The 26,475-nt window shown below is 60.9% G+C and carries 21 protein-coding genes; 17 read left to right on the forward strand and 4 right to left on the reverse strand.

The window, feature by feature from the left end; genetic code table 11:
- Positions 1-16 precede the first annotated feature (16 nt).
- Entirely contained in the window at positions 17-1,660 is a 1,644-nt protein-coding gene (gene pgm / locus AB3G88_RS12565; protein ID WP_312496969.1) for a phosphoglucomutase (alpha-D-glucose-1,6-bisphosphate-dependent), read from the forward strand.
- 158 nt (positions 1,661-1,818) lie between these two features.
- Here pgm and AB3G88_RS12570 read toward each other — a convergent pair whose 3' ends face one another.
- On the reverse strand, positions 1,819-2,514 hold the full coding sequence (locus AB3G88_RS12570; RefSeq protein WP_112195208.1) for a pirin family protein: 696 nt from the start codon (positions 2,512-2,514) through the stop codon (positions 1,819-1,821).
- 219 nt (positions 2,515-2,733) lie between these two features.
- Here AB3G88_RS12570 and AB3G88_RS12575 point away from each other — a divergent pair, with 219 nt between their 5' ends.
- Complete coding sequence (locus AB3G88_RS12575) at positions 2,734-5,181, forward strand: UvrD-helicase domain-containing protein (RefSeq protein WP_480454205.1); 2,448 nt, start codon at positions 2,734-2,736, stop codon at positions 5,179-5,181.
- Between the two features lie 11 nt (positions 5,182-5,192).
- Here the strand turns inward: AB3G88_RS12575 and AB3G88_RS12580 are convergent, their stop codons facing one another.
- Positions 5,193-5,465 (reverse strand): DUF1652 domain-containing protein, encoded by a 273-nt coding sequence (locus AB3G88_RS12580; RefSeq protein ID WP_480454206.1) that lies wholly within the window; start codon positions 5,463-5,465, stop codon positions 5,193-5,195.
- 256 nt (positions 5,466-5,721) lie between these two features.
- Here AB3G88_RS12580 and AB3G88_RS12585 point away from each other — a divergent pair, with 256 nt between their 5' ends.
- From AB3G88_RS12585 to AB3G88_RS12605, 5 genes are all read left to right on the forward strand, one after another.
- Positions 5,722-6,531: a helix-turn-helix transcriptional regulator gene (locus tag AB3G88_RS12585; protein WP_099582876.1), complete on the forward strand. Its 810-nt coding sequence runs from the start codon at positions 5,722-5,724 to the stop codon at positions 6,529-6,531.
- A 48-nt stretch (positions 6,532-6,579) separates the two neighbouring features.
- Positions 6,580-7,986 (forward strand): NAD(P)/FAD-dependent oxidoreductase, encoded by a 1,407-nt coding sequence (locus AB3G88_RS12590; protein ID WP_480454207.1) that lies wholly within the window; start codon positions 6,580-6,582, stop codon positions 7,984-7,986.
- 27 nt (positions 7,987-8,013) lie between these two features.
- Positions 8,014-8,355, forward strand: a complete 342-nt coding sequence (locus AB3G88_RS12595; RefSeq protein WP_480454209.1) for a cupin domain-containing protein — start codon at positions 8,014-8,016, stop codon at positions 8,353-8,355.
- Positions 8,356-8,415: 60 nt separating this feature from the next.
- Complete coding sequence (locus tag AB3G88_RS12600) at positions 8,416-9,495, forward strand: polyamine ABC transporter substrate-binding protein (protein ID WP_099582879.1); 1,080 nt, start codon at positions 8,416-8,418, stop codon at positions 9,493-9,495.
- Positions 9,496-9,584: 89 nt separating this feature from the next.
- On the forward strand, positions 9,585-10,043 hold the full coding sequence (locus tag AB3G88_RS12605; RefSeq protein ID WP_099582881.1) for an REP-associated tyrosine transposase: 459 nt from the start codon (positions 9,585-9,587) through the stop codon (positions 10,041-10,043).
- Between the two features lie 236 nt (positions 10,044-10,279).
- Here AB3G88_RS12605 and AB3G88_RS12610 read toward each other — a convergent pair whose 3' ends face one another.
- Positions 10,280-11,065, reverse strand: a complete 786-nt coding sequence (locus AB3G88_RS12610; protein WP_099582885.1) for a helix-turn-helix transcriptional regulator — start codon at positions 11,063-11,065, stop codon at positions 10,280-10,282.
- Between the two features lie 200 nt (positions 11,066-11,265).
- On the opposite strand from AB3G88_RS12610, the gene AB3G88_RS12615 reads away from it, so the two are divergent.
- The 8 genes from AB3G88_RS12615 (at position 11,266) to AB3G88_RS12650 (ending at position 21,932) form a co-directional block, all read left to right on the forward strand.
- Positions 11,266-12,630 carry an APC family permease gene (locus tag AB3G88_RS12615; RefSeq protein WP_099582886.1) on the forward strand — a complete coding sequence of 455 codons (1,365 nt, stop codon included), beginning with the start codon at positions 11,266-11,268 and terminating at the stop codon, positions 12,628-12,630.
- A gap of 9 nt (positions 12,631-12,639) precedes the next feature.
- Positions 12,640-13,743, forward strand: coding sequence for a DmpA family aminopeptidase (locus tag AB3G88_RS12620; RefSeq protein WP_480454211.1), 1,104 nt, complete (start codon positions 12,640-12,642; stop codon positions 13,741-13,743).
- Positions 13,744-14,110: 367 nt separating this feature from the next.
- The gene (locus tag AB3G88_RS12625; RefSeq protein WP_158878161.1) at positions 14,111-15,544 is read left to right on the forward strand and encodes a serralysin family metalloprotease; all 1,434 of its coding nucleotides are present in this window, start codon (positions 14,111-14,113) and stop codon (positions 15,542-15,544) included.
- A gap of 49 nt (positions 15,545-15,593) precedes the next feature.
- Complete coding sequence (locus tag AB3G88_RS12630; RefSeq protein WP_099582891.1) at positions 15,594-15,962, forward strand: AprI/Inh family metalloprotease inhibitor; 369 nt, start codon at positions 15,594-15,596, stop codon at positions 15,960-15,962.
- Positions 15,963-16,064: 102 nt separating this feature from the next.
- Entirely contained in the window at positions 16,065-17,816 is a 1,752-nt protein-coding gene (locus AB3G88_RS12635) for a type I secretion system permease/ATPase (protein ID WP_099582892.1), read from the forward strand.
- Positions 17,813-19,126: an HlyD family type I secretion periplasmic adaptor subunit gene (locus AB3G88_RS12640; RefSeq protein WP_099582894.1), complete on the forward strand. Its 1,314-nt coding sequence runs from the start codon at positions 17,813-17,815 to the stop codon at positions 19,124-19,126. The genes AB3G88_RS12635 and AB3G88_RS12640 overlap by 4 nt, the downstream gene beginning before the upstream one ends.
- A 2-nt stretch (positions 19,127-19,128) precedes the next feature.
- A complete protein-coding gene (locus tag AB3G88_RS12645) occupies positions 19,129-20,466 on the forward strand; it encodes a TolC family outer membrane protein (RefSeq protein ID WP_480454214.1) in 1,338 nt (445 codons plus the stop codon).
- Positions 20,467-20,507: 41 nt separating this feature from the next.
- Positions 20,508-21,932, forward strand: coding sequence for a polyurethane esterase (locus tag AB3G88_RS12650; protein WP_480454216.1), 1,425 nt, complete (start codon positions 20,508-20,510; stop codon positions 21,930-21,932).
- A 119-nt stretch (positions 21,933-22,051) separates the two neighbouring features.
- On the opposite strand, the gene AB3G88_RS12655 is transcribed toward AB3G88_RS12650, so the two are convergent.
- On the reverse strand, positions 22,052-22,276 hold the full coding sequence (locus tag AB3G88_RS12655; RefSeq protein WP_112195225.1) for a YgdI/YgdR family lipoprotein: 225 nt from the start codon (positions 22,274-22,276) through the stop codon (positions 22,052-22,054).
- A 187-nt stretch (positions 22,277-22,463) separates the two neighbouring features.
- On the opposite strand from AB3G88_RS12655, the gene AB3G88_RS12660 reads away from it, so the two are divergent.
- Both AB3G88_RS12660 and AB3G88_RS12665 read left to right on the forward strand, forming a co-directional pair.
- Positions 22,464-24,113 (forward strand): VRR-NUC domain-containing protein, encoded by a 1,650-nt coding sequence (locus tag AB3G88_RS12660; RefSeq protein ID WP_480454217.1) that lies wholly within the window; start codon positions 22,464-22,466, stop codon positions 24,111-24,113.
- Positions 24,110-26,365 carry an ATP-dependent DNA helicase gene (locus AB3G88_RS12665; RefSeq protein ID WP_480454219.1) on the forward strand — a complete coding sequence of 752 codons (2,256 nt, stop codon included), beginning with the start codon at positions 24,110-24,112 and terminating at the stop codon, positions 26,363-26,365. The genes AB3G88_RS12660 and AB3G88_RS12665 overlap by 4 nt, the downstream gene beginning before the upstream one ends.
- The last annotated feature ends 110 nt before the right edge of the window (positions 26,366-26,475 follow it).

The raw sequence follows: 26,475 nt of genomic DNA on the forward strand, positions 1-26,475 counted from the left end.
TTTCCGAGGTTCATGCATGACAATCAGTCCTTTTGCGGGCAAACCGGCGCCGGCCCAGTTGCTGGTGGATATCCCGCGACTGGTGACGGCCTATTACACCGGCCAGCCTGATGCAGCGATCTCCACCCAGCGCGTGGCCTTTGGTACTTCCGGCCACCGTGGCAGCTCCTTCGAGCTGAGCTTCAACGAATGGCATGTCCTCGCCATCAGCCAGGCCATCTGCCTGTACCGGGAAGCCCAGGGCATCAACGGCCCACTGTTTGTCGGCCTGGACACCCACGCCCTGTCGACCCCAGCCGGCGCCAGCGCCCTGGAAGTGTTGGCGGCCAACGGCGTTCACGTGATGCTGGCTGAAGGCGACGAATACACGCCGACCCCGGCGATCTCCCACGCCATCATCTGCTACAACCGCGGCCGTACCAGCGGCCTGGCTGACGGCATTGTCATCACGCCGTCCCACAACCCGCCGCAAAGTGGCGGCTACAAGTACAACCCACCCAACGGCGGCCCGGCCGATACCCACGTGACCAAGTGGATCGAAGCCAAAGCCAATGAGTTGCTCGCCAATAAACTGGCCGGGGTCAAACGCATCACCCACGCCCAGGCACTCAAGGCCGACACCACCCATCGCCACGACTACCTCAACAGCTACGTGGCCGACCTGATCAACGTGATCGACATGGACGCCATCCGCAGCGCTGATCTGCGCCTGGGCGTTGACCCATTGGGTGGAGCAGGGGTGCGCTACTGGTCGGCGATTGCCGAGCACTACCGGTTGAATCTGGACGTGGTGAACACTGAAGTCGATTCCACCTTCCGCTTCATGAGCGTCGACTGGGATGGACAGATCCGCATGGACCCGTCTTCCAGCTACGCCATGCAGGGCTTGATCGGGCTCAAGGAGCGTTTCGACGTGGCCTTCGCCTGCGATCCGGACCACGACCGTCACGGTATCGTTACGCCATCTGGTGGCCTGTTGGCGCCGAACAACTACCTGGCGGTGTCCATCGACTACCTGTTCCAGAACCGTCCCGACTGGCGCGCCGATGCGGCCGTGGGCAAGACCGTGGTCAGCAGCGGGTTGATTGATCGCGTTGCGGCGCGCATTGGCCGCCGCCTGTACGAAGTGCCAGTAGGCTTCAAGTGGTTTGCCGATGGTTTGTTCGAGGGTTCGCTGGGTTTTGGCGGTGAAGAAAGCGCGGGTGCGTCATTCCTGCGCAAAGACGGTACCGTATGGAGCACCGACAAAGACGGTCTGATCCCGGCGCTGCTCGCCGCAGAAATGACCTCGCGCAAAGGCCAGGACCCGAGCCAGATCTACCGTGGCCTGACTGATGCGCTGGGTGAGCCGTTCGCTATCCGTGTGGATGCCAAAGCCACCCCGGCGCAGAAGGCGTTGTTGGGCAAACTGTCGCCGGAGCAGGTGACCTCTACCCAACTGGCTGGGGAAAGCATCCAGCAGATCCTCAGCCATGCGCCGGGTAACAATCAGGCCATTGGCGGCCTGAAGGTGATGACCGAAAACGGCTGGTTCGCCGCACGGCCATCGGGCACCGAAGACATCTACAAGATCTACGCCGAGAGCTTTATTGGCGAAGATCACCTCAAGCAACTGGTTGAAGAGGCCCAGGTCCTGGTGGACGGCGCCATTTCGCAGTAACCCCGCAAGCCCCCGTAGCAGCTGCCGAGCGCAAGCGAGGCTGCGTTGGGCGCCCCGCAGATCGCGGGGTGTCAATACGTCCGCCACGCAGCCTCGCCAAGACTCGACAGCTGCGACCCGAAACTTGCGATTGCCCATCTACGTGGGCTACTCCGACATCAGGCGAGGTCAACCAACACGATCTCGCTGTCTTCAACCGCCGTTACCCGCAGCACCTGCTCGTCCTCAACCGCAACACCGTCTCGCGCTTGCGCTCGCAAGCCATTGACTTCAATCACACCCTTGGCCGGCACCAGATAGGCACGGCGTCCAGTGTCCAGGCGGTACTCTGCCGTTTCCCCGGCTTTCAGGTTGGCTGCCACCAGGCGGGCATCAGCGCGGATGCGCAGGCTTTCGCTGTCTCCGCTTTTGCCGCTGGCCAGGGTCACAAACCCCTCACGCTCACCTTTCGGGAACGGCTTGGCGCCCCAGGACGGCGGCAAACCGGCTTCATTCGGGATAATCCAGATCTGGAAAATCCGGGTCGGCGTCGCTTCCAGGTTGTATTCGCTGTGGGCGATCCCGGTGCCTGCACTCATGACCTGCACGTCACCGGCTTCAGTCCGGCCCTTGTTGCCCAGGTTGTCGGCATGGCTGATGGCGCCTTCGCGCACATAGGTGATGATTTCCATGTCACGGTGCGGATGCTGTGGAAAGCCCGTGCCTGGCGCGATGATGTCGTCGTTCCACACGCGAAGATTGCCCCAGTGCATACGCTTGGGGTCGTGGTACTCGGCGAACGAAAAATGGTGATGGGCGTCAAGCCAGCCATGGTGGGCGCCGCCCAGGGAGTTGAAAGGTCGAAGTTCCAGCATGATCGTCTCCTGTTGATGGCGCCTATGATCCAGCAGGCCATGATCGATAAAAAGCGTAAAAAATGCCTGATTCCTATCAGTGGAACCGATTGGTTAGTGGCGTTTTAACTTTCATTTCATCGCCTAACTGCATGACAACAAAGCAATTGGCTGGAACTGAGCGCCGATTCCGGCGACCATGGCGCCCTTGTCACCACCTAGCTCACCGCAGGAGTCCGCGTGCCGCAACACAAGCCTGATCTGCCTCCCGAACTGCGCCCGTTGGCGCAAATGCCCTTGCTCAAGCGCTTGGCCGCGCGCCTGTTCGGCCATGGGCTGACCCGATTGCGCGCACAGCACCGGTTTTCCTGGTTGCACGGGCAGGCTGACGGTTTTCGCAGTGGTCACGAAGCGGGTGTGGAATATGGTTATCGCGAAGGCAAGGCCGATGGCATCGAGGAGGGCCGCCAAGTACTGCTGATCCGCGACTTTCGCCCCGATGAGCACCGTGCGCCCGGTATTGATGACAGTCTGTTCGATGATTGGCGCCTGCCCCTGACGGCGCACGTGAAGAAACGCATCAAGGCCGACGTCGCCCGCTTGCTGCCGGCCCATGCCCAGCCCAGTGTGGCGCAATGGAAGATGATTTTCAGCGACACGCCGTCCACCTCCGTGATCGCCGGCGCCGGTGCAGGCAAGTCCACCTCGCTGGTCCTGCGCATCCTGCTGCTCACCCATTATCTGGGCTTTGAATTGAGCTCGATGACCGTGGTGACCTTCACCCGCGAATCGCGCAAAGACTTCATCAACAAGCTCATGGAGATTCTTGGACTGTGGGGGCAACCCCTTGACCTGAAAGAGGCTCAGGCGGTGGTGCGCACTTTTCACTCGCGCATCCTCCCGATGGTCCGCAGCCTGCCGGGGTTTGAGCGTCTGCAAGCGTTCGAGAACCTGAACGCGGGTGTCGAGGATGCTGACGGTAACCCGTTCGACCTGCGCATCAACGACGCCCAGCGTCAGCAGATGAATGCCTGCTACCACCGGCTGCACGGCCAGCACCCGCGCTTTCGAGAGCTGATCGCGCCATTGGCCCGACATGGCCTGCAGCTCAAGGAGCTGGAACGTGATCACCCGGATGTGCAAAAGCGCATGGCAGTGACCGAACTGGCGGCCAAACGCGATGAAGAGCTCTGCGACGTGATCGAAGACCTGTGGTTTCGCGCTGGTGCGTGGCCGATCAAGGGCATTGAATCCAATCGCCAGACTATCGAGATCAATGGTGCGCAGTTCCATTGCCATGGCTACATCCCCGAACTGGACGCGTGTGTGGTGCTGGGATTCGATTCCCGGGAAAACGCCCAGCTCAGCCGGCCCAATGCCAAGCTGTCAGTGCGTGCGGAATGGGCGGTTAAGCGCACCCTGTTTCAAGCTTTCTGCCGTAAGCCATTGATTTGGCTTGATAGCTACGAATCGTCCAAGCGCCTTTTAAGCAGTTTGGCGGGGGATGCCTGCGCGGGCCCTGGGTTTGATTACAAGGTCAAAGGCGAACTGGCGTCCGCGCCGTTGCTGGACAGTTTTGTCATGGCCGCCGGCTTTATCGAAAACCTTGGGTTGGACGTGCCGACGGCCGTGGGCAAGATGACCTTCGCCAAGGACGATCCTGACCGTTTCTTCTTCGAGGCCTTGAGCATTTTCTGGAAAGCCCTGGAAGATCATCTACTCGATCAGTCGCCGCCGATCATGACCTACAACCGCATGTTCTCGCTGTTCGGCGAAAACACCCCGGAAAACCTCAAGTTGCTCAGCGACCCACTGCTACGGCCGTTGTCGCACCTGATGATTGACGAGTTCCAGGATGTGTCGCCGCAGATCGTCTCGTGGATCCGCGCCACCCTGCGGGAAATCCGCAGCCGTGGCCCGGCCATGCATGTGGGGCGCGGTGCCCAGTATTCTTCGTTGTTGTGCGTGGGCGATGATTGGCAATCGATTTACGGCTGGCGGGGCAGTTCGCCCAAGTATTTCATGGAGTTCGATCAGGAATTCCCGTCACCCAGCACCACCCGCGTGATGCTGGGCGAGAATTACCGCAGCCACCAACACATCATCGACGCTGCCGAGCACATCGTACGCGCCGCGCCGGCCATCCCCGGCAAGAAAGCCAAGGCCAGTGGCACGCTCAAGGCGTTGGAGCCAGTCAAGGTACTGGTGCGTGACGATGCGGCGCTGGGTCGCCAGTTGCTGGAGCACTATCAAAAGGGCGATTCGATATTAATGCTGTATCGAAAAAGTAGCGATAAGCTACTGATTAAAGAGCATATTCAGTCAGTAGTTAATGTGGATTCTAGCTTGCCGGCTCAGTCACGCAGGTTGAAACAGCTGACCTATCACAGTGCTAAAGGCTTGCAGGCGGACGCCGTGTTTCTGCTGGGAGATTGCCAGCACCTGACCAGTTCGCCCTATAAGAACCAGGTCTATCGCATGGCTGGCCTGGGTAAATCTGGCGACAGCGAACCCTATGACTCGGCGCAAAAGGACGAAGTGCTGCGCCTGGCGTACGTGGGCATCACCCGGGCCGTCAGCCATTGCTACTGGTATGTGGAAAAGCCCGAAGGCCAGGCAGTGAATATGCCTAAAGCCTCGGAGCGTGTAGACGGGAAGAAGGCGTTTTTTGACGATCAGCGCAGCTAAAGGCTGATCGATCACGCCCGAAGGGATAAAGGCGGCACAAACGACGCCAACTCATCTTCCACCGCCTCGATAATCCGCTCCACGTCGGCGGCATTCATTACCGTGGCACAGGGAATGCCGGCGATGGCAATCAGCGTTTCGCCGCTGGCACGGTCGAAGAGGCGCACGATCATGCTGCCGGGCGCGTCCATGCTGCCCTCGAAGCCCATCGGATGAAAATGCCAGCGCATCAGCTGGCAGGCGTTGGGGAACGTCACTTTATTCATGTTGCCCACCTTGATCATTGAGCGCTTCCTTTAGCTCGCGGCAGGGGGCCATGACCGTCACTGGTCTTGGCAGGGTTGGTTTCAAAAATAGCATTCGTTCTCAACCGGAGGTGACTTTTTTCGCCCCGTTCGGCGGTTGTTTTCCTAAAGGTTGACGTGGGTCAGGTCCTACTGAAACCTGGGCAAATAGCCATTAGTCAAAAGTGCGCCTGGCCATTGAACGCACCAGCGAATTTCGGCAATCTCCACGGTCTACCCCGCCGCAGAGCCGAACATGCCTGACATCGCCCCTGACGATGATTGCCTGCACACCCAAGCCACGGGTGACCTAGTGTTACGTCATCACCTGTGCTGGCGCCATCGTGACTTGGACGGGGTGATGTCCTACTACCACCCGGATATCCAATACCACGACTTTTTTCAGAACCGCGTAGTCGGTTACGCCGAGCTGCGCGACTACCTGCAAGCCAGCATGCCCCGCCAGGCTGACGAAGCGATTGAACACACCGACCGCATTCGCGCCGACGGTGATACCGCCTTTATCCAGTACCGCATCACCCTGCGTGGCGGCCAGGGGCTGGTGTCATTCCGTACCAGCGAGGCCATCACCGTGCGCGACGGGCTGATCTGGCGCGTCAATGAATACGCCTCATTGGTGCACGAACAACCGTCCCAGGCCCAGCGCCCCAGCGTCAGCCGCCTGGGCCTGTCCCCCCAGCAACTGGGGCATATGGCCAATGACTTGCAGCAGTATTTCGAACGCAAGCAAGCGTATCTGGACCCGGACCTGGACCTGCAGCGGGTCGCCAAGGAGTGCGGATACAGCCGTAATCAGATTTCTTACCTGCTCAATCAAGTACTCGGGCAAAGCTTCTACCGCTACGTCAACCAGGCGCGGCTGCAGCATTTGCTCGCCGCGCTGGACAAGGCGCAGCCGCCGATCAAGGTCGACGACCTGGCCTTTGCCGCCGGTTTCAATTCGCTGTCGGCGTTCTACAGCGCCTTCCGCCAGCACACCGGCCAATCGCCCAAGGCCTACGTCAAACAAATTTCCCTGCGTGCACGCGCGCAAGACAGCGAATAACCGCCGGCTCTAGGATCACCCCATCGAAACGTGGGTGGGGAGCTTGGCATGCCGGCATGGCGCAACATCAGTTTATGGATGGACCAACTGGACGACCCGCTGGTGGCGCGGCCGTCCCTGGAACACGACCTGGACGTCGATGTGGCCATTATCGGCGCCGGCTACACCGGGCTGTGGACCGCCTACTACCTGAAACGCCATGCCCCTGAGCTGAAAATCGCGATCATCGAGGCGCAAACCGCCGGCTTCGGTGCATCGGGCCGCAACGGTGGCTGGCTGATGGGCAACCTGTTGGGCGAAGACCGCCTGCTGGCCGGCCTGGCACCTGAACAACGCCGCGCCTCCTTCGACCTGCTGCACGGCATTCCCGATGAAGTGGCCCAGGTCCTGGCCCGCGAAGGCATCGACTGCGACTACCGCAAGGGCGGCGCCCTTTACTGCGCGGCACGCTACCCCGAGCAGGAGGCCAGCCTGCGGGCCTACCTGGACAAGCTCTACGCCCAAGGCCTCAGCGAAGCCGATTACCGCTGGCTGAGCCCGCAGCAGTTGGCGGAGCAGATCCGCATCGCCAAACCCTATGGCGGTATCTATGCACCCCACGTCGCGACGATCCACCCGGCCAAGCTGGTACGCGGGCTGGCGCGAGCCCTGGAGCGCCTGGGCGTGACGATTTACGAACGAAGTCCGGTCACCCAGTGGCAGTCCGGCAGCCTGCGCACCGCGACGGCCAGTGTGCGCGCCGGCTGGGTAGTGCCCGCCGTCGAGGGTTACGCGAACACCTTGCCGCCCTTGGGCCGCTACCAGTTGCCGGTGCAGAGTTTGATCGTCGCCACTGAGCCACTGCTTGCCAGCACCTGGGACGAAATTGGCCTGCGCCACGGCCAGGCCTTTGGCGAAAGCAGCCGCCAGGTCACCTATGGCCAGCGCACGGCGGATAACCGACTGGTGTTCGGTGCCCGCGGCGGTTACCAGTTCGCTGGCAAGTTGCGCCACAACTTCGATCTGACTGACAGCGAAGTGGAGCTGCGTCGCTACCTGTTCGGCGAACTCTTCCCACAGCTCAAGAACGTGCGGATTACCCATTCCTGGGGCGGCAACCTTGGTATGTCGCGTAATTTCCGACCGCACATGCTCTGTGACCACAACACCGGCATCGCGCTGTCCGGCGGGTACGGCGGGGAGGGCGTGGGTGCCACCAATTTGGGGGGGCGCACGCTGGCGGATTTGATCCTCGGGCGCGACACGCCCCTGACCCATCAACCCTGGGTGATCCGCGAGCGCGGTCTTGACGCGCTCAAGGCCTGGGAACCCGAACCGTGCCGCTGGCTGGGTTACAACGCGATCATTCGTAGTTTTGTCCATGAAGACCAGGTGTTGGCCAACCCCAACACCGCCCCTTGGCGCCGCAAGCTGGCGACCGGCGTGGCCGGGTTCATGGAAGGGTTCATGCACTGAGTCGTTTCACTTACACGGGAAAACCCCATGAGCATCACGCAATTCAAAGACACGCTGAATGCCCACCTGCCGGACTCATCACCCGTGGCCGTGCCCTTGGGCGAGCCGATTGCGGTGGCCTCCACCTTGAGCGTAGAGCGCAGCGATGGCGTCGAAACCGGCATCTGGGCCTGCACCCCAGGCCGCTGGCGTCGGCAGATCAAATCCCAGGAGTTTTGCCACTTTATCCAGGGCCGCTGCACCTTCACCCCCGACAACGGTGAAACCGTCCACATACAAGCCGGCGACGCACTGATGTTGCCGGCCAACAGCACCGGAATCTGGGATATCCAGGAAAGCGTGCGCAAGACCTACGTACTGATTCTGTAACGCTTTGATCCTTGATCGCCTGCCATAAAAACAGCCCTAAAACCGCCAGGAAATCGAACCATGAAAGCCATTGCCCTGTTGCCCTTGATGTTGGTGGCCTCTATCAGCCAGGCCGCCGAGACGGTGAAGATCTACAACTGGTCGAGCTACATTGCGCCAGACACCACGAAGAACTTCCAGAAGCAGACCGGGATCGGTTTCAGCTACGACGTGTACGACAGCAACGAAACCCTCGACGGCAAGCTGATGACTGGCAACTCCGGTTATGACGTGGTGTTTCCGTCCAACCACTTCATGGCCCGGCAGATCCAGGGCGGCGCCTTGAAGAAGCTCGACAAGAGCCAGTTGCCCAACTGGAAAAACCTCAACCCGGTGCTGCTCAAGGCATTGGAGAACAACGATCCGGGCAATGCCCATGGCTTCCCGTATCTGTGGGGCAGCACCGGCATCGGCTACAACATCGACAAGGTCAAGGCCGTGCTGGGGGATAACGCTCCGGTGGACTCCTGGGACTTGATCTTCAAGCCCGAGTACATGGAAAAACTCAGCAAGTGCGGGGTGGCCATCCTCGATAATGGCCCGGAACTGTTGCCCATCGCCCTCAATTACCTGGGGCTGGCGCCTCACAGCAAGAACCCGGAGGACTACAAAAAGGCGGAAGCCTTGCTGATGAAAGTGCGGCCTTACGTGGCGTACTTCCACTCCTCGAAATACACCGGCGACCTGGCCAATGGCGATATCTGCGTGGCCGTCGGCTTCTCCGGCGATGTGCTGCAGGCCGAAAGCCGCGCCAAGGAAGCCAAGAACGGCGTGAAGATCGGGTATCAGATCCCCAAGGAAGGCGCCGCGATCTGGTTCGACATGGTGGCCATGCCTGCCGATGCCCCGGATGAAAAGGCCGGCTACGCGTTCATGAACTACCTGCTGGAACCCCAGGTGATGGCGGACATTACCAACTCGGTGCATTACGCCAACGGCAACAGCGCGGCGGACAGCCTGGTGGATCCAGAGATCAAGGGCGACACCAAGATCTATCCAAGCGAGGCCATGATGGGCAAGTTGTTCGCACTGGAAGCGATGCCGCTGAATATCGACCGGATTCGCACGCGGGTCTGGAACACCATTCGTATGGGCCGCTAATCGGTAACATTTCGTCGCCCAATGGGCGCTCTGTTTAGACGTTGTTGTCTGTAGCTTTCTTGCCTCCTTTCAATAAAGCGGGGCAAGGAATGCTCATATCAAACAAGTCAGGACGGTTGCGTACAGGGCGGGTTTCACAGGTGGGCGGGGTGTATTTGCTCACCGCTGTGGTCAATCGACGAGAACCGATCTTTGATGATTGGCGGCTTGGACGGCTGGTTGTCAGGCAGTTTCGCGACGCGCATGAAGATGAGTGGGTTGATTCCCTGGCATTCGTCGTGATGCCAGACCACCTGCATTGGTTGGTTCAACTGCGGGACAAGACCTTGGCAGAAGTGATGTGCCGGCTTAAATCGCGCAGCAGCCTGGCGGTCAACCGGGCTCTGGGTCGAAAAGGGCGGCTATGGCAGAAGGGCTATCATGATCGTGGCGTGCGGCGAGAGGAGGATTTGAAAGACTTCGCGCGTTACGTGGTGTTGAACCCCCTGCGCGCGGGGTTGGTAAAGCGTATTCACGATTATCCGCTTTGGGATGTTTGGTGGTTGTAGATCCGTCACGCAGCCTCGCCAAGGCCGTAGATACCGTCTTGACGCTCACCGGGCAACCCCCAAGGTTTGGGTCGTAGCAGCTGCCGAGCGCAAGCGAGGCTGCGTTGAGGGGCCCGCAGATCGCGGGGTGTCAATACGTCCGCCACGCAGCCTCGCTTGCGCTCGGCAGCTGCTACGAGGGTTTTTGTGGTGCTGGATAAGACGGTATCTACGCCGCCGCCGATCTCATTGAGCATCTACGGGTTCTCCAGATCATGTCCCAGCGACTGGATAAATAACGAAAACAGCTCCGGCTGTGACGAGATATCGAGCTTGGCGTACAAATGCCGACGGTGCACTTTCACTGTGTCTGGCGAGATGTTCAGGCGTTCAGCCATGGCCTTGGAGGAAAAACCGCGCAATACCAGGCGGGCTATTTCCAGCTCGCGGTCCGAAAGCACGCCGCAACCGAACTGGCTCAAGGCATCCCTGATCTGGCTGTCCATGGCCGGTGCGCGCTGGGTGCTTTGCTGCCAATGCTGCTGCATCAACGGCAGTACCCAGGCCGCCATCATCGTCATCAGCCCGGTCTCATCGGCACTGAACCGCCGCTGCATGCCCAGCGACAGCGACAACGTCCCCGCACCGGGCAGTTGCAGGATGAATTGCACCTCATCTTCCAGCACGTTGTCGTGGAAGTAGTTGAGGAAGTACTCACTCTGACGGAAATGGTCCGGTGCCACTTCCTCCAGGCGATAAACACCGCTGGCATAACCTTCGCGGCACGCCTGGAAAAACGGATCGAGCAAGTACAGGCCATTGAGGTACGTCAGCATCGACGCCGGTTTGCTGCTGGGCTGGGCGTCGTATTCTTCCAAGGCCTGGGGCGCACCCTCCTGCGGGTAGAAAATCGCCAGGGCGTTATCGAAGGGCAGGCACTGGTGCAGCAACAGCACCAACTGTTTCCAGAAACGCTCGGTACCAATGTGCGCGACGGTGCGGCCCAGGCCAGCGTGCATGCCGACCTCACGAAACAGGCTCATATCACAGGCTCCCGCCAGCAAGAGATCGTCCAAGGGTTCGGCTTTTGCCGGATGCCGTCAAGGGGAGTACGCCAATAGGGGAATTGGCTGACAAGCCACCTGCGGATAACGTCTTCATCATTCAACGGGAAAAATATCCCGACACATACATCATTTTTCGTTTCTGCCTCACACCAAGAACAACGACAGAGGATAACGATATGAGCACTTCCCCCACGCCCGACGGCGTGTTGAAACCTACCCTGAGCGTCTTCGATGTAGTGGCCATCACCGTTTCCGCAGTGACGCCGGCCAGTTCCGTCTTTGTGATTGCGCCGTTTGCCATCCAGCAGGCGGGCAGTGGCGTGTTCCTGGCATTCGTGATGGCGGGCCTGCTCGCGCTGATGTTCGCGTTTTGCTACGCCGAACTGGGCCGCGCCCACAACAGCGCCGGTGGCGAATATGTGTACGCCAAGCGCGTGTTTGGCGGCATGGCCGGCTATGCGACCTTCCTTACCGTGCTGGTGATGTTGCTGTTTATCCCGCCGGTGTTGGCCACCGGGGCTGCGACGTATCTCAACAACGCCTTGGGCACGAAGTTTGATTCGCAAACCGTCGCCCTGGTGATCGTCGTGTGCAGTTACGCCCTGGGCATCCTCAATATCAAGCTCAATGCGTGGATCACCGGCACCTGTTTGCTGCTGGAAGTGGCGGCCTTGCTGGTGATCGTAGTGATCGGTTTTGGCAACCCGGTGCAGCCCGCGAGTGTGTTGTTCCAGCCGCAGATTGTCGAAAACGGCGTGCTGCACCTCGCGCCCTGGGCCTTGGTGATCGGCGCGGTGGGCATCGGTCTGTTTTCCTACAACGGCTACGGCCCGGCGGTGTTGCTGGCCGAAGACATGAAGTGCGGCGGCAAGGGCGTGCACAAGGCGGTGCTGTGGTCCCTGGGCCTGGTGGTGGTGATTGAGCTGGTGCCGATCACCGCGCTGTTGATCGGCGCGCCGTCCCTGAGCGAAATGATCAGCAGCCCCGACCCCATCGGCTACCTGCTCACCAGCCATGGCAATGAAACCCTGTCGCGCCTGGTCAGCGCCGGGATCTTCCTCTCAGTGTTCAACGCGATTGTGGCCATCGTGATCCAGATCGGCCGCGTGGTATTCAGCAGCGGGCGCGATGCGCTGTGGACGCCGACCATCAACAAACTGTTCACCCGCATTCACCCCCGCTGGGATTCGCCGTGGCTGGCTACGCTGTTCCTGGCGATCCCGTCGGCGTTGCTCAGCTTCAGTTCCAACCTGGCCGACCTCACCTCGTTCAGCGTGTTGCTGATTATCCTGGTGTACCTGGTGGTGGCGTTGAGCGCGTTGATGAGCCGGGTGTTGCTGCGCGATCGCGAGCACCCGTATCGCATGCCGCTGTGGCCGTTGCCGGCAGTGTTGGCGGTGATCGGTGCAGGTTACCTGCTGGCGACCTTGATCTACGCGGCATCGGTGCGCGACATCATGATCATCCTCGGCTTGCTGGCCCTGTCGGTGATTTTCTATTGCATCAGTGGCCGGTCGAGTCCGGTCTTTCAGAAATTGTAAGGAGTGGTTATGCGCGCACGTCAATTGGGCATCACGTTGGGGCTGGGTACACCGGGTGAGTTGAATGCCATCACCGATGTACCGGGCGTGCGGGTGGGCCACAGCACCCTCAACACCCGTATCGATGGCAAGCACGTGCGCACCGGCGTGACGGTGGTCCAGCCACGCGCCGGGGAAGCGCGCCAGCAACCGTGCTTTGCCGGCTACCACGTGCTCAATGGCAACGGCGATGCCACAGGGCTGGAATGGATCAGCGAAGCGGGGCTGTTGACCACGCCGCTGGCCATCACCAACACCCACAGCATCGGCATTGTGCGCGACACCCTGATTGCCCTGGAGCGCGAGCGCCTGGCAGACCCGGCCGTGTATTGGTGCATGCCGGTGGTGATGGAGACCTACGACGGGCTGCTCAACGATATCTGGGGCCAACATGTGAAGCCCGAGCATGTGCGCGAGGCCCTCAGCAATGCCGAAACCGGTCCGGTAAAGGAGGGCGCGGTGGGCGGTGGCACCGGGATGATCTGCCACGAGTTCAAGGGCGGCATCGGCACGGCGTCGCGGCGCTTGCCGGCGGAGCAGGGCGGCTGGACCGTCGGCGTGTTGGTGCAGGCCAATCATGGCAAGCGCCAGGAGCTGCGCGTCGACGGCTACCCGGTGGGGCGCCGGTTGATGGACATTCCATCGCCCTTCGCCGAGCGCGGCACGCCGGGCATGGGTTCCATCGTAGTGATCCTCGCCACGGATGCGCCGTTGCTGCCCCACCAATGCCAGCGCCTGGCGCAACGTGCGTCCATCGGCATCGCCCGCACCGGCGGCGGCACCGAAGACTCCAGTGGCGACCTGTTCCTGGCCTTCGCCACCGGCAACCAGGACCTGCCGGCGGCGGATTACGGGCGCAAGGGCCTGCCGTTCAGCAGTGCCTTGCAAATGGTCAATAACGACCACATCTCGCCGCTGTTCAGTGCGGCGGCCGAGGCCGTAGAAGAGGCAATCATCAATGCCATCCTCGCGGGTGAGACCATGAGCACCGATGACGGCGTGCAAGTGCCGGGTTTGACCGGCGAGTCGCTGTTACAGGCATTGCATGACACCGGCTGGAGTATGTCCCGGTAATGGGGGACAACCTCTGTTATTAGTTTAAATACTGGCCGTTTAATGTTGCCAATGACACCATGGCAATATATTGGATCCATTTAATAAGCGCGCCGCTCAACTTGAGCGGCGTTAGCGCTATTTAATATTTAAATAGGGGTTCGTTGTTTTTTGTCGGACAAAATCAAGTTGGCCCAATAAACGCGGCACAAAACTTCAATTAGTTACCAGGCTGCGACTTTTTCACGTTGGAAATAGATGTAGACGAAAGATTTCAAGTTGTGTCAGTTTTCTTACGCCTTCAAAAGAGGCGAGTGATAGGACGATCTCGCCCGCGGGGTTCCTATCGATCAAAGACTGATGCACTTGCAAACAAGGAAGTACGTTTATGTCCAAAGTAAAAGACAAGGCTATCGTGTCGGCGGCGCAAGCCAGCACCGCTTACTCGCAAATCGATAGCTTCAGCCATCTGTATGACCGTGGCGGCAACCTCACGATCAATGGCAAACCGTCCTACACCGTCGACCAGGCCGCCACCCAGCTGCTGCGCGACGGCGCCGCTTACCGGGACTTTGACGGCAATGGCAAGATCGACCTGACCTACACCTTCCTGACCTCGGCGTCGTCGAGCACCATGAACAAACATGGCATCTCGGGCTTCAGCCAGTTCAACACCCAGCAGAAAGCACAGGCCGCACTGGCCATGCAATCCTGGGCGGATGTGGCCAACGTCACGTTCACCGAGAAAGCCACCGGCGGTGACGGCCACATGACCTTTGGCAACTACAGCAGTGGCCAGGATGGCGCGGCTGCGTTCGCCTACCTGCCCGGCACCGGTGCAGGCTACGACGGCACCTCGTGGTACCTGACCAACAACAGCTACACGCCAAACAAGACCCCGGACCTGAACAACTACGGCCGGCAGACCCTGACCCACGAAATCGGGCATACCCTCGGCCTGGCTCACCCTGGCGACTACAACGCCGGCGAAGGCGCGCCGACCTACAACGACGCGACCTATGGACAGGACACGCGCGGCTACAGCCTCATGAGTTACTGGAGCGAGAGCAACACCAACCAGAACTTCAGCAAAGGCGGCGTCGAGGCCTACGCTTCCGGCCCGCTGATCGACGACATTGCCGCGATCCAGAAGCTCTACGGCGCCAACTACAACACCCGCGCCGGCGACACCACCTACGGCTTCAACTCCAACACCGGGCGTGATTTCCTCAGCGCCACCTCCAACGCCGACAAGCTGGTGTTCTCGGTGTGGGACGGCGGTGGCAACGACACCCTGGACTTCTCCGGTTTCACCCAGAACCAGAAGATCAACCTCAATGAAGCCTCGTTCTCCGACGTGGGTGGCCTGGTGGGCAACGTGTCCATCGCCAAGGGCGTGACCATCGAAAACGCCTTCGGCGGTGCAGGCAACGACCTGATCATCGGCAACAACGCCGCCAACGTCATCAAGGGTGGGGCCGGCAACGACCTGATCTACGGCGCTGGCGGTGCGGACCAACTGTGGGGCGGCGCCGGCAACGACACCTTTGTGTTCGGCGCCAGTTCCGACTCCAAGCCAGGGGCGGCAGACAAGATCTTTGACTTCACCTCGGGTTCGGACAAGATCGACCTCAGCGGCATCACCAAAGGCGCGGGCCTGACCTTCGTCAATGCGTTCACCGGGCATGCCGGCGACGCGGTATTGACCTACGCATCCGGCACCAACCTGGGTACGCTGGCCGTCGACTTCTCCGGGCACGGCGTGGCGGATTTCCTCGTCACCACCGTAGGCCAGGCAGCCGTCAGCGACATCGTGGCGTGATACAAAGGCGCGGCGTTTCGGCGTCGCGCCTCCAGGATGGAGCGTGAAGATGCAGCGTTTTTTCAACTTGATCGCCTGCGTGTTGCAGGTGATGTTCGTGTCGGCAGGAGCCCACGCAATGGCGAGCAGTCTTGTTTTACCCTCCAGCGCCCAATTGGCCGGGCATTGGCAATTGCACCAGCAGGATCAGGTCTGTGCCCTCGACCTGCTCGAACAGGCCAATGGCTTGAGCGGTGATGTAGCCTGTGCCGCGCAATGGCTGGGGGACACGCCGTTGACCTGGTCGCCCACACCGGACGGCATCTGGCTGTTCAACGCCGAAGGCAGCGGCATCACCCATTTGAATCGCCAGAAAGACGGCGACTATCAAGCGCGCACTAAATCCGGCGCCGTGGTTGAATTAAAACGTATGCCTTAGTTATCGCTATAAGTTTATAACTCGATTTTATTAGTTGGCCGGCCTTGATTCGGGGCTCGGGCAACTTATGCGCGCAATTTGGCTCAAGGAAGATCAGAACATATGGCCAAGCCCTCTGCGGTTGCGCCCTTATTCAAGGCGCTGGGTGAATACAAGAGCATCTTGATCAGTATTGGCTGCTTCACGGCATTGATTAACCTGTTGATGCTGGTGCCGTCGATTTACATGCTGCAAGTGTACGACCGCGTGCTGTCCTCCCAGAACGAAACCACTCTGGTGATGTTGACGCTGATGGTCGTGGGCTTCTTCGCCTTTATTGGCACGCTGGAAGTGATCCGCAGTTTTATCGTGATCCGTATCGGCAGCCAGTTGGAACGGCGTTTCAACTTGCGTGTGTACAAAGCCGCGTTCGAGCGCAACCTGCAACGCGGCCAGGGGCATGCCGGGCAATCCCTGGGCGACCTGACCCATATCCGCCAATTCATCACCGGGCCGGCGCTGTTCGCGTTTTTTGACGCGCCGTGGTTTCCGATCTACCTGTTTGTGATTTTCCTGTTCAACGTCTGGCTTGGGGTGCTGGCCAGCGCCGGCGCGGTGTTGCTGATCGGCCTGGCGTGCCTGAATGAATACCTGACCAAGAAACCCTTGGGCGAGGCCAGCGGTTTCTCCCAGCAATCGACCCAACTGGCCACCAGCCATTTGCATAACGCCGAAACCATCCAGGCCATGGGCATGCTCGGCGCGCTGCGCAAGCGCTGGTTTGCCGTGCACGCGCAGTTCCTTAACTTGCAGAACAAGGCCAGTGACACCGGTTCAGTCATCACCGCCCTGAGTAAATCCCTGCGCCTGTGTTTGCAGTCCCTGGTGCTGGGCCTGGGCGCACTCCTGGTGATCCGCGGCGATATGACGGCAGGGATGATGATTGCCGGTTCGATCCTGATGGGCCGTGTGCTCAGCCCCATCGACCAGTTGATTGCCGTGTGGAAGCAATGGAGTTCGGCCAAGCTGGCCTATCAGCGCCTGGATGAGTTGCTGCGCGAGTTTCCACCGGAGGTCGAGCAGATGGCCTTGCCGGCGCCCAAGGGCCAGGTCAGTTTCGAGCAGGTCAGCGCGGGCCCGCCGGGCAAGCGCGTGGCGATGCTGCATCACGTCAGTTTCAACCTGGGCGCGGGCGAGGTGCTCGGTGTGTTGGGGGCTTCGGGCTCGGGCAAGTCGACCCTGGCCCGTGTGCTGGTGGGTGTCTGGCCAACCCTGGCCGGCACGGTGCGGCTGGATGGCGCAGACATCCATCGCTGGGACCGCGACGACCTGGGCCCGCATATCGGTTACTTGCCCCAGGACATTGAGCTGTTCAGCGGCAGCATCGCCGACAACATCGCCCGCTTTCGCGAGGCTGACCCCGAGCGTGTGGTCAAGGCGGCGCAACAAGCCGGTGTGCACGAGCTGATCCTGCGCCTGCCCCAAGGCTACGACACGGTACTCGGCGACAACGGCGGGGGCCTGTCCGGCGGGCAGAAACAGCGCGTGGCCCTGGCCCGTGCGCTGTATGGCGAGCCACGCTTGATTGTGCTGGATGAACCCAACTCCAACCTCGACACCGTGGGCGAAGCCGCCTTGGCCAGCGCCATCGTGCAGATGAAGGCTCAAGGCAGCAGCGTGGTGCTGGTGACCCATCGGTCGTCGGCATTGGCCCAGGCCGACAAGTTGCTGGTGCTCAACGACGGCCGTTTGCAGGCATACGGACCGAGCCAAGAGGTGCTGCGTGCCTTGTCCGGCCAGCAGGAAGCGCCGAAAGACAAACCCGGCGTCAGTTTCAGTCGTCAGTACCAAGCGGGAAGGAATCCAGGCGCATGAGCAGTATCACTTTCGAACAACCTGTCAAAGAGCGCGACGCCGGTTTTTTTGCCCGTCTGGGCTGGCTGCTGACGGTGGTAGGCGCCGGTGGTTTCTTCCTGTGGGCCAGCCTCGCGCCCCTGGATCAGGGCATTCCGGTGCAGGGCACGGTGGTGGTGTCCGGCAAGCGCAAGGCCGTGCAAACCCTCAGCCCCGGTGTGGTCAGCCGTATCCTGGTGCGTGAAGGCGAGCGGGTGAAACAAGGCCAGCCGCTGTTCCGGCTTGACCAGACCCAGAACCAGGCCGACGTGCATTCGCTGCAAGCCCAATACCGCATGGCCTGGGCCAGTGTGGCGCGCTGGCAGAGCGAGCGCGATAACCACGCCAGCATCACCTTTCCTGCCGAACTGAGCAGCCATCCCGATCCCGCCTTGGCGTTGGTGCTGGAAGGCCAGCGTCAGTTGTTCAGCAGCCGTCGCGAGGCCTTCGCCCGCGAGCAGGCCGGCATTCGCGCGAATATCGACGGCGCCACCGCGCAACTCGGCGGCATGCGCCGTGCCCGCAGCGACCTGACCGCCCAGGCGCAATCCCTGCGTGATCAACTGAGCAACCTGCAACCCTTGGCCGACAACGGCTACATCCCGCGCAACCGGCTGATGGAGTACCAGCGCCAATTGTCCCAAGTGCAACAGGACCTGGCGCAGAACACCGGCGAAAGCGGTCGGGTGGAGCAGGGCATCGTCGAGTCACGCCTCAAATTGCAGCAGCACAGCGAGGAATATCAGAAGGAAGTGCGCAGCCAGTTGGCCGACGCGCAACTGCGCAGCCTGACCCTGGAACAACAACTGACTTCCGCCGGGTTCGACCTGCAACACAGCGAAATCAACGCACCGGCCGACGGCATCGCGGTCAACCTTGGCGTGCACACCGAAGGCGCCGTGGTGCGTGCCGGTGAAACCCTGCTGGAGATCGTGCCCCAAGGCACGCGCCTGGAAGTGGAAGGGCACCTGCCGGTGCATCTGGTGGACAAGGTCGGCACGCACTTGCCGGTGGATATTCTGTTCACCGCCTTCAACCAGAGCCGCACACCGCGTGTGCCGGGGGAGGTCAGCCTGATCTCGGCCGACCAGATGCTCGATGAGAAAACCGGCGCGCCCTATTACGTGTTGCGCACGACGGTGAGCGAGGCCGCGCTGGGAAAACTCCACGGCCTGGTGATCAAGCCCGGCATGCCTGCCGAGATGTTCGTGCGCACCGGTGAACGTTCGTTGCTCAACTACCTGTTCAAGCCGTTGCTGGATCGCGCCGGCTCCGCGTTGACTGAGGAATGAACATGAAACCTGTGTTCTTCGCTGTGCTGTTGAGTTGCACCAGCGCCCACGCCGCCATGGGCCCGTTCGATGTGTACGAGCAAGCCTTGCGCAACGATCCGGTGTTCCTCGGCGCGATCAAGGAACGTGACGCCGGCCTGGAAAACCGCACCATCGGCCGCGCCGGGCTGCTGCCAAAGCTGTCCTACAACTACAACAAGGGGCGCAACAATTCCCAGGCCACGTTGCCTGACGGGCGCGGCGGCAATTATCACGACGACCGCAACTACAACAGCTACGGCTCCACCTTCAGCCTGCAACAGCCGCTGTTCGACTACGAGGCCTATGCCAATTACCGCAAAGGCGTGGCCCAGGCGTTGTTTGCCGACGAAAGTTTTCGCGACAAGAGCCAGGCGTTGCTGGTGCGCGTGTTGACCTATTACACCCAGGCGCTGTTCGCCCAGGACCAGATCGACATCGCCCGCGCCAAGAAGAAGGCCTTCGAGCAGCAGTTCCAGCAGAACCGGCACCTGTTCCAGCAAGGCGAGGGCACCCGTACCGATATTCTTGAAGCCGAGTCGCGCTACGAGCTGGCCACCGCCGAAGAGATCGAAGCGCTGGACGAACAGGACGCATCATTGCGGGAGCTGGGCGCCTTGATCGGCGTGCAGAGCGTCAACATCCACGACCTGGCGCCGCTGAACCAGGGGTTCGCCGCATTCACCTTGAGCCCGGCCAACTACGACACGTGGCACGCATTGGCGATCAGCAATAACCCCACGCTCGCCTCCCAGCGCCAGGCCCTGGAAGTGGCGCGTTATGAAGTGGAGCGCAACCGCGCCGGGCATCTGCCCAAGGTCACGGCGTACGCCAGCTCACGCCAGCAGGAATCCGACAGCGGCAACACCTACAACCAGCGCTATGACACCAACACCATCGGCGTGGAAGTCAGCGTGCCGTTGTATGCCGGTGGCGGTGTCTCGGCATCCACGCGCCAGGCCAGCCGCGCCATGGAGCAGGCCGAGTACGAGTTGGAGGGCAAGACACGTGAAACCTTGATCGAATTGCGTCGCCAGTTCAGTGCGTGCCTGTCCGGCGTGAGCAAGTTGCGTGCTTATCAGAAAGCGCTGTCCTCTGCCGAAGCACTGGTGGTGTCGACCCAGCAGAGCATCCTCGGTGGTGAGCGGGTCAACCTGGATGCGTTGAATGCCGAGCAGCAGCTCTACAGCACCCGCCGCGACCTGGCCCAGGCGCGTTACGACTACCTGATGGCCTGGACCAAGTTGCATTACTACGCCGGTAACCTGCGCGACACCGACCTGGCAAAGGTGGACGAGGCGTTCGGCCCGGCAGCGCATTAATGGGTTTTCTCGCTAATTCCAACAACAAGAGAGGCAATACCATGGGTGTCTTTGACTACAAAAACCTCGGCACCGAGGGCTCCAAAGCACTGTTCGCCGATGCCATGGCGATCACGCTGTATTCCTACCACAACCTGGATAACGGCTTTGCCGTGGGCTATCAGCACAACGGGCTGGGGTTCGGTTTGCCGGCCACCCTGGTCGGCGCATTGCTCGGCAGCAGCGATTCCCAGGGCGTGATTCCCGGCATTCCCTGGAACCCGGACTCAGAAAAAGCCGCCCTGGAGGCGGTGCAAAAAGCCGGCTGGACGCCGATCAGTGCGAGCACCTTGGGCTACACCGGCAAGGTCGACGCCAGGGGCACGTTCTTCGGCGAAAAAGCCGGCTACACCACGGCCCAGGTCGAAGTGCTGGGCAAGTACGACGCCGCCGGCAAGCTGCTGGAAATCGGCATCGGTTTTCGCGGTACATCCGGCCCACGGGAAAGCCTGATCAGCGACTCCATCGGCGACCTGGTCAGTGACGTGCTCGCCGCCCTGGGCCCCAAGGACTATGCCAAAAACTACGCGGGCGAAGCGTTCGGCGGCTTACTCAAGAACGTCGCCGACTATGCCAGTGCCCACGGGCTCAGCGGCCACGATGTGGTGGTCAGCGGGCACAGCCTCGGCGGTTTGGCGGTCAACAGCATGGCCGATTTGAGCACCGGCAAATGGGCGGGCTTCTACCAGGACGCCAACTACGTGGCCTACGCCTCGCCAACCCAGAGCAGCGGGGACAAGGTGCTTAATATCGGCTATGAAAACGACCCGGTTTTCCGTGCGCTGGACGGTTCATCCTTCAACTGGTCGTCGTTGGGCGTACATGACAAGCCCCATGAATCGACCACCGACAATATCGTCAGCTTCAACGACCATTACGCCTCGACGCTGTGGAATGTACTGCCGTTCTCCATCACCAACCTGCCGACCTGGATCGCCCATTTGCCCACCGGGTATGGCGACGGCATGACGCGTATCCTCGATTCCGGGTTCTATGAACAGATGACCCGCGACTCGACGGTTATCGTCGCCAACCTGTCCGACCCCGCGCGGGCCACCACCTGGGTGCAGGACCTCAACCGCAACGCCGAAACGCACAAGGGCAACACCTTCATCATCGGCAGCAATGGCAACGACCTGATCCAGGGCGGCAAGGGCGCGGACTTTATCGAAGGAGGCAACGGCAATGACACGATCCGCGACAGCAGCGGGCACAACACGTTTTTATTCAGCGGGCAGTTTGGCCAGGACCGGGTGATTGGCTATCAGCCGACGGACAAGTTGGTGTTCACGGATGTGCAGAGCGCTGGCGATTATCGGGATCACGCCAAGGTGGTGGGCGGGGATACGGTCATCAGTTTTGGCGGGGATTCGGTGACGCTGGTGGGCGTGGTCGGCTTATCGGGGGAGGGGATCACTATCGCTTGAACGGGAATGGGGTAAAACCTGTGGGAGGGGGCTTGCCCCCGATAGCAGTGGGTCAGTCAATAAAGATATCGGCTGAAGACCCACCCCTCCCACAGTTGCTCAGTGTCGGCGGCTGGCAATCATTTTTCCTTGCGCACCGTCGCCACATCATCGGCTTTGACACGGACGCGCTTGCCGGCGATGTCGGTGAACTCGTAAAAACCGTCGGCGGTCTTGGCGTTTGGCGTGTCCTGGGTCAAGTACTGTGTGCCATTTTGCAGCGTCACTACGGTTTGCGTCGCGCAACCGGCCAATACCAGAAAAGTGAGTGCAACCAGTGGCAGACCCAAATTCTTCATGTTCATAACCCTTACCGTTAACCCTGAAAAGTCCCGCGCCAGAGGCTGCGGGCCATAAATGTTACGCGATCGACTCCCCCATCTGATCACTTTTATACAAAAAGTTGCGTGAGCCATTTATCTATTACCGATTGCAACAGAGCAGCAGGGGCGGCACTCTGTATGCATAACCAGTATTTGACTCGCTTGCGCCATGGCCAATCCCCTCGACGATCCGCTCTATTACCTGCATAACTTCCGCCAGGTCCTGCATTGGCTGGGGCAGCGCTATGCCGACTTGCTGGAGCCTGACGAAGAGCATTTCATTCAGCAATTCGACAGCTTGGCGCAACCGTCCCAGGCGTTGTTGGTGCGCATGGTGATGCGCAAGGGTGTGCATTTTCGTGCTGGCAAACTCAGCTACCAGGAGGTCGGCTGTACCCACGCCGCTGCGATGCCATTGCGGGCATTGGGCTGGGTGGACGATCAATGCCTGCTGGCCTTTGAAGAAGTGTTCGCCTTGCTGCAAAAAGGCGAAATCCTCAGCACGTTCAAGCCCTGGATCGACCACCCCAAGGGCAACAAGGCCGACTGGCTTGAGGGCCTGACGGCGCAGTTCAGCGAAACCCGCAGCTTTGCCCAATGGTGCCCGGCGCTGGCCGAACCGCTGTACAGCCTCACCGTGATGGACCTGTGTGACCGCCTGCGCCTGATGTTCTTCGGCAATCTGCACCAGGATTGGTCGGAGTTCGTGCTGGCGGACCTGGGCATCTACACCTACGAAAAAGTGGCGTTCTGCGCGGAATCCCGTGGCTTGCGCAGCCGGGATGACGTGCACGGCGTGCTGTTCCTGCACCAATGCCAGCACGCCTTTGAAACCGGCGCAGCGCTGCACGACGTGCTGGCGCAGGTGGCCACGCTGACCACCGACAACCCCTGGCTGGAAAAACGCCGGGCCAAGCTGTTGTTCCAGGTGGGGCAGTATTGCGAGCGCAGCGCGGAGTTGGCGTTGGCCGAGCAGATCTACCGCACCTGCGCCTATCCCGGCGCACGTGCGCGACTGATCCGCGTGCTGGAGCGCCAGGAGGACTATGCCCAGGCCATGGCCCTGGCGAGTGCCGCGCAACAGGCACCGGAAAGTGCGGCCGAGCAGCAACACCTGCTGCGCGTTATGCCTCGCCTGCGCCGCAAACTCGGTGAACCCAGGATGCCCAAGCTGAAACCACGGGACCTTTCGCGCCTGGACCTGGAACTGGCACTGCCGGAACCAGTGATGTCGGTGGAGTACTGCGTCCAGGCACATTTGAGCGAGCCCGATGCACCGGTGCATTACGTGGAAAACGGCTTGATCAATTCGCTGTTCGGCTTGCTGTGCTGGGACGCGATCTTCGCACCGCTGCCGGGGGCGTTTTTCCACCCGTTCCAGCGTGGCCCTGCGGACCTGCACAGCGAAGATTTCCACCAACGCCGTGCGCCGCTGTTCGCCGCCTGTTTCGAGCAATTGCAGGATGAGCAGTACAAACACCTTATTCGCCAGCGCTACGCCGATAAGTGGGGCATTCAGTCGCCCTTCGTGTTCTGGAACCTGCTCAGTGAAGACCTGTTGGAGCAGGCCCTCGAATGCCTGCCCGCCGCCCACCTGCGCTACTGGTTCGAGCGCCTGCTGCTGGATATCCGCGCCAACCGCGCCGGCATGCCGGACCTGATCCAGTTCTGGCCAGCGCAAAAAACCTACCGCATGATCGAAGTCAAAGGCCCTGGCGACCGCCTGCAAGACAATCAACTGCGCTGGCTGGAGTTTTGTGGCGAGCACCAGATGCCGGTCACCGTCTGCTACGTGCGCTGGGCGGAGCAACCGGCTTGAGTTACAGCGTGGCCGTGCGTGCACTGTGTGAGTTCACGGCCAAGGTCGGCGATCTTGACCTGCGCTTTACCCCGTCGCCCAGCGCCCAGGAAGGGATTGTCGGCCACCGCACGGTTGCCTCGCGCCGCAGTGCGCACTACCAGAACGAAGTGGCACTGGAGGGTGAGTACCAACAACTCACAGTAAGGGGCAGGGCAGACGGCTACGACCCCGATGCCAACCGCCTGGAAGAAGTCAAAACCTATCGTGGCGACCTTGATGCCCAGCCGGCCAACCATCGGCTACTGCATTGGGCCCAGGTCAAGGTGTACGGCTGGCTGATGTGCCAGAAGTTGGGGTTGGGCGAAATCGACCTGGCGCTGGTGTACTTCGATATCGTCGGTGAGGGCGAGACCCTGCTCAATCAACGCTTCCAGGCGGCCGATCTGCAGACGTTCTTCAACCAGCAATGCGCGCTCTTCCTCGGCTGGGCCCAACAGGAAATGCAGCACCGCGAAGCGCGCAACGCAGCCGCGCAGGCCTTGAGTTTCCCCCATGCCGACTTTCGTTCCGGCCAACGCACATTGGCCGAGTCGGTGTACAAGGCCGTCAGCACCGGCCGTTGTCTGATGGCCCAGGCGCCCACCGGCATCGGCAAGACCATTGGCACAATCTTCCCGCTGCTCAAGGCCCTGGCGCCGCAGCAACTGGACAAGGTGTTTTTCCTCACCGCCAAGACACCCGGTCGCAAGCTCGCCCTCGATGCGTCACAGGTGCTGTTCACCAGCAGCCCCGGCCTGGAGCTGCGCGTGCTCGAACTGGTAGCGCGGGACAAAGCCTGCGAACACCTGGACAAAGCCTGCGACGGCGATTCATGCCCGTTGGCCAAGGGTTTCTACGACCGTCTGCCCGCTGCGCGCAGTGCTGCGTCCAAGGTAAGCCTGCTCAACCAGCACAATCTGCGCGAGGTTGCCCTGGCCCATGACGTCTGCCCCTATTACCTCAGCCAGGAAATGGCGCGCTGGGCCGACCTGGTGGTCGCCGACTACAACTACTATTTCGACTTTGGCGCCATGCTGTTCGGGCTCGCCCAACTCAACCAATGGCGCGCCGCTGTGCTGGTGGACGAAGCCCACAACCTGGTAGAGCGTGGTCGCTCGATGTACAGCGCCAGCCTCGATCAATACAGCCTCAAGACCCTGCGCGACTGCGCCCCCGAGCCGCTGAAGAAACCCCTGCAGCGCCTGAACCGCGAATGGAATGCCCTGCACAAGGACCAGCTCGCGCCGTACCAGGCCTACGCCGTCCGCCCGGAAAAACTGCTCCAGGCCTTGAGCCTGTGCGCCAGCGCCCTGGGTGATTACTTCAACGACCACCCCGAAGCCCTCAACGGTGAGCTGCAAGCCTTCTACTTCGAAGCCCTGCAATTTGCCAAGGTCGCCGAGCTGTTCAACGAGCACTTCATCTTCGACATCAGCAAACGCCAACTCAACGGCAAGCGCAGCAGTTCAACCCTGTGCCTGCGCAATGTGGTGCCCGCCGAATTCATCCGCCCCCGGCTGACGGCTGCCCGCAGCAGCGTGCTGTTTTCTGCAACCTTGAGCCCACGCCACTATTACGCCGACCTGCTTGGGCTGCCGACGGATACCGCGTGGATCGATGTGGAGTCGCCGTTCAAGGCTGAGCAACTGCGTGTGCGCATTGTTGATGAAATCTCCACCCGTTTTGTGCATCGCCAAGCCTCCTTGGCACCCATCGTCGAGCTTATTGCCCGCCAGTTCGCGCAGCAGCCGGGCAACTACCTGGCGTTTTTCTCAAGCTTTGACTACCTGCAACAAGTGGCGCAGTTGCTCGCCGAGCGACACCCACGGATCGCGCTGTGGCAGCAGTCCCGGGGCATGGCGGAGGCCGAACGCCAAGCCTTTCTCGATCAGTTCACCGAACACAGCCAGGGCATCGGCTTTGCGGTGCTTGGTGGTGCCTTCGGCGAAGGTATCGACTTGCCCGGCGCACGGTTGATTGGCGCGTTTATCGCGACGCTCGGCTTGCCGCAACTGAACCCGGTCAACGAACAGATGAAGCTGCGTATGGGAGCGATCTTCGGTGCCGGTTACGACTACACCTACCTGTATCCCGGCGTGCAGAAAGTGGTGCAGGCCGCGGGCAGGGTGATCCGCAGTCAGCAGGATGAGGGTGTGGTGATGCTGATCGATGACCGCTTCGGCGAGGCACGGGTCCGTCAGTTGTTGCCGCGCTGGTGGACGGTCGACTGATATTCCCGCCATCAATGATGATGGCTTGGAGAGCACCCATCGCGCAGTCTCACCTGACTAGAACAAGGGCCAAACTTCCAGTGAATGCGGAATCTATGTCAAACGCGCTG

The organism is Pseudomonas arvensis, assembly GCF_056688935.1.